The following is a 6594-nucleotide window of genomic DNA, read 5'->3' on the forward strand; positions in this document are numbered from 1 at the left end:
GGGAGAGGGGGCCGACCGAGTGGTGCTGGGTTATCCGCCGACCTGACACATCGAGTCGATTATGGATTCGCTACCGGACTTCCAGGTCGGCGTATCTCTGCAGCATCCCCCGATCAGTCCCCTCTCCCCTTGGGAGAGGGCTAGGGTGAGGGAAAGCTTTTGACTCAATCCGCTGAACGCGGCAACTGCAACGTCACCCGCAACCCACCCTCACGCAAATTCTGCAACGTCACTTCCCCGCCATGGCTGTGGGCAATATTGCGCGCAATGCCCAACCCCAAGCCATATCCCTGCTGCTGCCCCGCCAACCGGAAGTGCGGCTCAAACACCTGCTCCAAGCGCTGCTCCGGCACTCCCGGCCCTTCATCATCAACGTGTAAGACAAACGCGCTGTCATCGTCATCGATATGCAGATGTGCGTTCTGCCCATACTTCAACGCGTTGTCGATCAGATTGCCAATGCAACGCTTCAACGCCAAAGGTTTACCCGGATACGCCGCCAACGCACGACCATGCTGAGTCACCCGGCCGTTGCCGTTCGGCGCCAGGTACGGTTCGACCAGACAATCAAGCACATGGTTGAGATCCACCGGTTCGATGTTCTCGTGGATGTCAGTGTCTTTCACGCATTGCAGCGCGCCTTTGACCAACAACTCCAGCTCATCCAGATCGCGGCCGAATTTGGCTTGCAGCTTTTCGTCTTCCAGCAGTTCGACGCGCAAACGCAAACGGGTGATTGGCGTGCGCAGGTCATGGGAAATAGCGCTGAACAACTGGCTGCGCTCAGTCAGGTAGCGGCTGATGCGCTCGCGCATGGTGTTGAAGGCGCGCCCCACTTCGACCACTTCACTGCCACCACCCTCGGCCACCGGTTCGACGTCGGCGCCCAGCGACAGATCCCGTGCGGCACGTGCCAGACGCTTGAGCGGCCGGCTCTGCCAGTGCACCAACAGGCCGATGAACAGCAGCAAAAATCCGCTGGTGAGGACGATGAACCACACCTGTTGCGACGGCAGTCCCTGTTCTTCAAGACTGGTGTACGGCTCGGGCAACAGTGAGGCGATGTACAGCCATTCGCCCGGGGCCATTTGAATCTGCGTGACCAGCACGGGTGGATTGACCGGTTCCAGGGTCAGCGCGTAATGCGCCCACGAACGCGGCAATTCATCGAGTTTCAGCCCGGCGTTGAAGATGCGCAGGTCTTCGGGGCTGACGAAGGTCACCGAAATATCGGTGTCATGGCCCAAGGTCTGGCGCAGCACTTCGTCGACCGCTTTCATCACCGCCGCTTTACGCGGCGTGACCGGCAGTACGTCCATGCCCAGCGGCTTGTCGTTGAGCGTCACGACGAATCGGGTGCCGCCCATGCTGCGCAATTGGTCGAGTACCAACGGCCGATAAGCCACCGGCAACGAGCGGAAATAACTGACGCTGGCGGTCATCGAATGGGCGAGGCTGCGGGCACTGGTGACCAGACCTTCGAGCTGCGTGGCGCGCAGCTGCGAGACCCAGATCACGCTCGACAATGTCTGCGCAAACAATACCGCGAGCAACGTCAGCAGCAACATCCGCCCGAGCAGCGAACGCGGTACCGGCACCTTGGCGGCGAGTTTACGCAGCGACTCAGTGAGCATTGCCGGCAACCACGTTGGCTGCCAGTTGGTAGCCGCTGCCGCGCACGGTACGGATCAGCCGTGGCGGTTTCTCGGTGTCGCGCAGACGCTGGCGCAAACGGCTGACGGCCATGTCGACGATGCGATCGAGCGGCATCAGGTCGCGGCCACGGGTGGCGTTGCCGATGGTGTCGCGGTCGAGGATTTCCTGCGGGTGATCGAGGAACAGTTTCAGCAGGGCGAAGTCGGCGCCGGAGAGAATCACTTCCTCGCCGTCGGTGTGAAACAGGCGGTGGCTGACCATGTCTAGGCGCCACTCGTCAAAGGCCAGTACGTCACTGCCGCTGCGCTCCTGACCGAATTGCGCACGCCGCAGCAGAGCTTTGATGCGGGCTTGCAGTTCGCGGGGGCTGAAGGGTTTGCCGAGGTAGTCGTCGGCACCGAGTTCGAGACCGATTACGCGATCGGCTTCATCGGAACTGGCGGTGAGCATGATAATCGGCACCTGCGCCTGACGCGGATGCTGACGCACCCAACGGCACAGGCTGAAGCCGTCTTCGTCGGGCAGCATGACATCGAGGATCACCAGATCGCTCGGCGCCTCGTTGAGGGCCTGACGGAAACTGGCACCGTCGGCGGTGGCCCGTACCTGAAACCCGGCGCGGGTCAGGTAGGTTTCCAGCAACTCGCGTATTTCCTGGTCGTCATCGACCAACAATATCGACTTGTTGACTGAGCTCACTTCGAAGGCATCCTTGTTGTTGGAATTGGGGCGGATTATGCCTGATGAACCTTGGATATTTGTTGCCTGTTCTGGCCTCATCGCTGGCAAGCCAGCTCCCACAAGGATCTGTGTCGTTCACAAAACCTGTGGGAGCTGGCTTGCCAGCGATGAAGGCGACTCGGTATCAAGCCTGTTCCAAGGCCACACCGGCGCCAACCAGGCCAGAATACGGCGCTGTCACCAGCCACACCGGAATGCCTTTGAAGTAATCGCTCATGCAACCTTTGTCAGCAAAGCTGCGGGCGAAACCGCTTTCGAGGAAGAAATCGGCGAAGCGTGGAATCACACCACCGACGATATACACCCCGCCACGCCCGCCCGTGGTCAGCACGTTGTTGCCGGCGACACGGCCGAGCCAGCAGCAGAACTGCTCGAGCACTTCCAGGGCAATCGGATCACCGGCCAAACCAGCTGCCGTAATCGCTTCCGGCGTGTCGAGTGTCGGCTCATGCCCGTCCACTGCGCAAATCGCGCGATAGACTCGCGGCAGACCACCGCCGCTCAACGCGGTTTCCGCGCTGACATGGCCGATCTCGTTATAGATGTGCTGCCATAGCTGGGTTTCACGCGGACTGCTCAGCGGCAGATCGACGTGCCCCCCCTCGCCCGGCAACGCCGCGAAACGACCTTCACCGAGATCCAGCAAAGTACCGACGCCAAGGCCGGTGCCCGGGCCAATCACCACGGCCGGACGCAACGGCTCCGGCGTGCCCTCGCAGACCACGCGGAATTCGCCCGGCTGCAAACGGGTCATGCCCAGCGCCATCGCCGAGAAGTCGTTGACCAGCAACAACTGCTCGACCTGCAAGGTTTTGCAAAACGCGGTGCGGCTCAGGCGCCAGTGATTGTTGGTGAATTTGAACTCATCACCACTGACGGGACCTGCCACCGACAGGCACACCGAACCGATCGAACCCGGCGCCAGACCGAGCCCGCGCAGATAGAGGCTGATCGCCTCTTCCGGGCTGGCGTGGTCGGCCGTGGCCAGCACCTGAACCGATTGCAGTTGCTGGTTTTTCCACAACGCGAACCGCGCGTTGGTGCCTCCGATGTCACCGACCAAAGCCAGTTTCAATTAAGCGTCTCCAGGGCAGAAGTGAAGGCGCTGGCGCCCTGCTCCGCCGAGCTGAAGGCCAAACGCATAAAACCAAACAGTTCGCGACCGCTGCCGATGTTGTTGCCCAACAGGCCTTTGGCGGGTTCGCGCGCTGCAAATTCTGCGGCGTCGACTTTAAGTTCCAAAGTGCCTTTGACGCCATCGACGCGGATGATATCGCCCTCTTGCACGCGCGCCAAAGCACCACCGACATAAGCTTCCGGGCTGACGTGAATCGCTGCGGGGATTTTCCCCGAGGCGCCGGACATCCGGCCGTCAGTCACCAGGGCGACTTTGAAGCCGCGATCCTGCAGCACGCCGAGGAACGGCGTCATCTTGTGCAGCTCCGGCATACCGTTGGAACGCGGGCCCTGGAAGCGCATCACCGCGACGAAATCCTTTTCCAGCAGGCCGGCCTTGAACGCGTCGGCCAGATCTTGTTGATCCTGGAACACCATCGCTGGCGCTTCGACGATCTGGTTTTCCAGGGCGACGGCGGACACCTTCATCACACCGCGACCGAGGTTGCCTTCCATCACCCGCAGACCGCCCTCCGCCGAGAACGCACGGGCGACTGGGCGCAGGATGTTTTCGTCGAGGCTGTCGACCGGACCTTCGCGCCATACCAGTTCGCCGTTATCGAGGAACGGTTCCTTGGTGTATTTGCTCAGGCCGTGGCCAAGCACGGTGTTGACGTCTTCGTGCAGCAGACCGGCGCCAAGCAGTTCGCGGATCAGGAACGACATGCCGCCCGCTGCCTGGAAGTGGTTGATGTCGGCTTTGCCGTTCGGGTAGACGTGGCTCAGGGTCGGCACGACTTCGGAGAGGTCGGCCATGTCCTGCCAGGTCAGTTGAATACCCGCCGCCATGGCAATGGCCGGCATGTGCAGGGTGTGGTTGGTCGAGCCGCCGGTGGCGTGCAGCGCAACAATGGAGTTGACCAGCGACTTCTCGTCGACGATTTCGCCGATCGGCATGAAGTTGCCGTTCTGCTTGGTCAGGCGCGTGACTTGATGCGCGGCTTCGCGGGTCAGCGCATCACGCAGCGGCGTGTTCGGGTTGACGAAAGACGCGCCCGGCAAGTGCAGGCCCATGACTTCCATCAGCAACTGGTTGGTGTTGGCGGTGCCGTAGAACGTGCACGTGCCCGGGCTGTGGTAGGACTTCATCTCCGATTCCAGCAGCTCTTCGCGGGTGGCTTTGCCTTCGGCGTACTTCTGCCGCACGTCGGCTTTTTCCTTGTTGGAAATCCCCGAGACCATCGGCCCGCCCGGCACGAAGATCGTCGGCAGGTGACCGAAGCGCAGCGAACCCATCATCAGGCCCGGGACGATTTTGTCGCAGATGCCGAGCATCAGCGCGCCGTCGAACATGTTGTGAGAGAGCGCCACAGCGGTGGACATGGCGATCACTTCGCGGCTCGGCAAGCTCAGTTCCATGCCCGGCTCACCTTGGGTGACGCCGTCGCACATCGCCGGAGTGCCGCCAGCGAACTGGCCGACCGAGCCGATTTCGCGCAGGGCGTTCTTGATCTGTTCCGGGAAGACTTCATACGGCTGGTGCGCCGAGAGCATGTCGTTATACGAAGAAACTATGGCGATGTTCGCCGAGTTCATCATCCGCAGGCTGTGCTTGTCTTCGCTGCCGCAACCGGCCACGCCGTGGGCGAAGTTGGCGCATTGCAGCTTGCCGCGCATCGGCCCGTCGGTGGCGGCGCCGCGAATCAGTGCAAGGTAAGCCTGACGCGTGGCGCGGCTGCGGGCGATAAGCCGTTCGGTGACCTCAAGGACGCGGGGATGCATGTGTAGAACTCCAGGCTAACGGATGTGGCGACCTGATTGTCTATGCTGATCAAACGCCGTTGTTGTTGGAATGACAGACGGCTTTTTTGACCATTCGGACCAGTTGATTCAGGTCACTCGTTGTAGATAAAACAAAATATTGCCACTAAAAAGGCTTGTTTTCTATTTTTATGCGAATAATCTTGTAATTCCAACAACAAAACGACGGCGGCGCTGTTCCATGACTCTTCGAATCGCAATCAATGGTTTTGGCCGCATCGGCCGTAATGTCCTGCGCGCACTGTATACCCAAGGCTATCGACAGGATTTGCAGATCGTCGCCATCAACGATCTGGGCGACAGCTCGATCAATGCTCATCTGCTCAAATACGACACCGTTCACGGCACGTTCGACGCTCAGGTCGAGCATGACAACGAAAGTCTGACCGTCAACGGCGACCGCATTGCGGTCAGCGCGATTCGCAACCCGGCCGAGCTGCCATGGGCGGCGGAAAAGATTGATGTGGTGTTCGAATGCACCGGTCTCTTTACCGATCGCGCCAAAGCGGCCGCGCATATTACTGCCGGCGCGCGCAAAGTGATCATCTCGGCCCCGGCCAAAGGTGCCGACGCCACTGTTGTCTATGGCGTGAACCACGACATTTTGCGCCAATCGCACCAGATCATCTCCAACGCTTCGTGCACCACCAACTGCCTGGCGCCAGTGGCGCAAGTGCTGCACCGCGAACTGGGGATCGAAAGCGGTCTGATGACTACGATTCATGCCTACACCAACGATCAGAACCTCACCGACGTCTATCACACCGACCCATACCGCGCGCGTTCGGCCACGCAGAACATGATCCCGAGCAAGACCGGCGCCGCTGAAGCGGTAGGCCTGGTGCTGCCGGAACTGGCGGGCAAGCTGACCGGCATGGCCGTGCGCGTGCCGGTGATCAATGTGTCGCTGGTAGATTTGACCGTGCAGTTGAAAAAAGAAGCCAGCGCCGAGGAAGTCAACGCGCTGATGAAATCCGCGAGCCAGCACTCGAAGATTCTCGGTTTCAACACCCTGCCGCTGGTATCCAGCGACTTCAACCATAATCCGCTGTCGTCGATATTCGACGCCAACCACACCAAGTCCAGCGGCAAACTGCTGAAGGTGCTGGCCTGGTACGACAACGAGTGGGGCTTCTCCAACCGCATGCTGGATAACTGCCTGGCGCTGTGTAACGCCGAGTAAGGTTGTCCTGATCCCCTGTAGGAGCTGCCGAAGGCTGCGATCTTTTGATCTTGTTTGTAAGATCAACATCAAAAGAT

General features: G+C 60.4%; 5 protein-coding genes. 1 reads left to right on the top strand and 4 read right to left on the bottom strand.

Translation table 11 applies throughout. The annotated features are described in order from the left end of the window. Window positions 1-164: 164 nt before the first annotated feature. From PMI23_RS27525 to edd, 4 genes are all read right to left on the bottom strand, one after another. A complete protein-coding gene (locus PMI23_RS27525) occupies window positions 165-1634 on the bottom strand; it encodes an ATP-binding protein (protein WP_007917878.1) in 1470 nt (489 codons plus the stop codon). Then, on the bottom strand, window positions 1624-2355 hold the full coding sequence (locus tag PMI23_RS27530; protein WP_007917879.1) for a response regulator: 732 nt from the start codon (window positions 2353-2355) through the stop codon (window positions 1624-1626). The genes PMI23_RS27525 and PMI23_RS27530 overlap by 11 nt, the downstream gene beginning before the upstream one ends. 166 nt (window positions 2356-2521) lie before the next feature. Beyond that, window positions 2522-3472 (bottom strand): glucokinase, encoded by a 951-nt coding sequence (locus tag PMI23_RS27535; RefSeq protein WP_007917880.1) that lies wholly within the window; start codon window positions 3470-3472, stop codon window positions 2522-2524. Further along, the gene (gene edd, locus PMI23_RS27540) at window positions 3469-5295 is read right to left on the bottom strand and encodes a phosphogluconate dehydratase (protein ID WP_007917882.1); all 1827 of its coding nucleotides are present in this window, start codon (window positions 5293-5295) and stop codon (window positions 3469-3471) included. The genes PMI23_RS27535 and edd overlap by 4 nt, the downstream gene beginning before the upstream one ends. A gap of 220 nt (window positions 5296-5515) precedes the next feature. Here edd and gap point away from each other — a divergent pair, with 220 nt between their 5' ends. Then, window positions 5516-6517 carry a type I glyceraldehyde-3-phosphate dehydrogenase gene (gene gap, locus PMI23_RS27545; RefSeq protein ID WP_007917884.1) on the top strand — a complete coding sequence of 334 codons (1002 nt, stop codon included), beginning with the start codon at window positions 5516-5518 and terminating at the stop codon, window positions 6515-6517. Window positions 6518-6594 lie beyond the last annotated feature (77 nt).

This window comes from Pseudomonas sp. GM24 (assembly GCF_000282235.1).
GTDB lineage: Bacteria > Pseudomonadota > Gammaproteobacteria > Pseudomonadales > Pseudomonadaceae > Aquipseudomonas.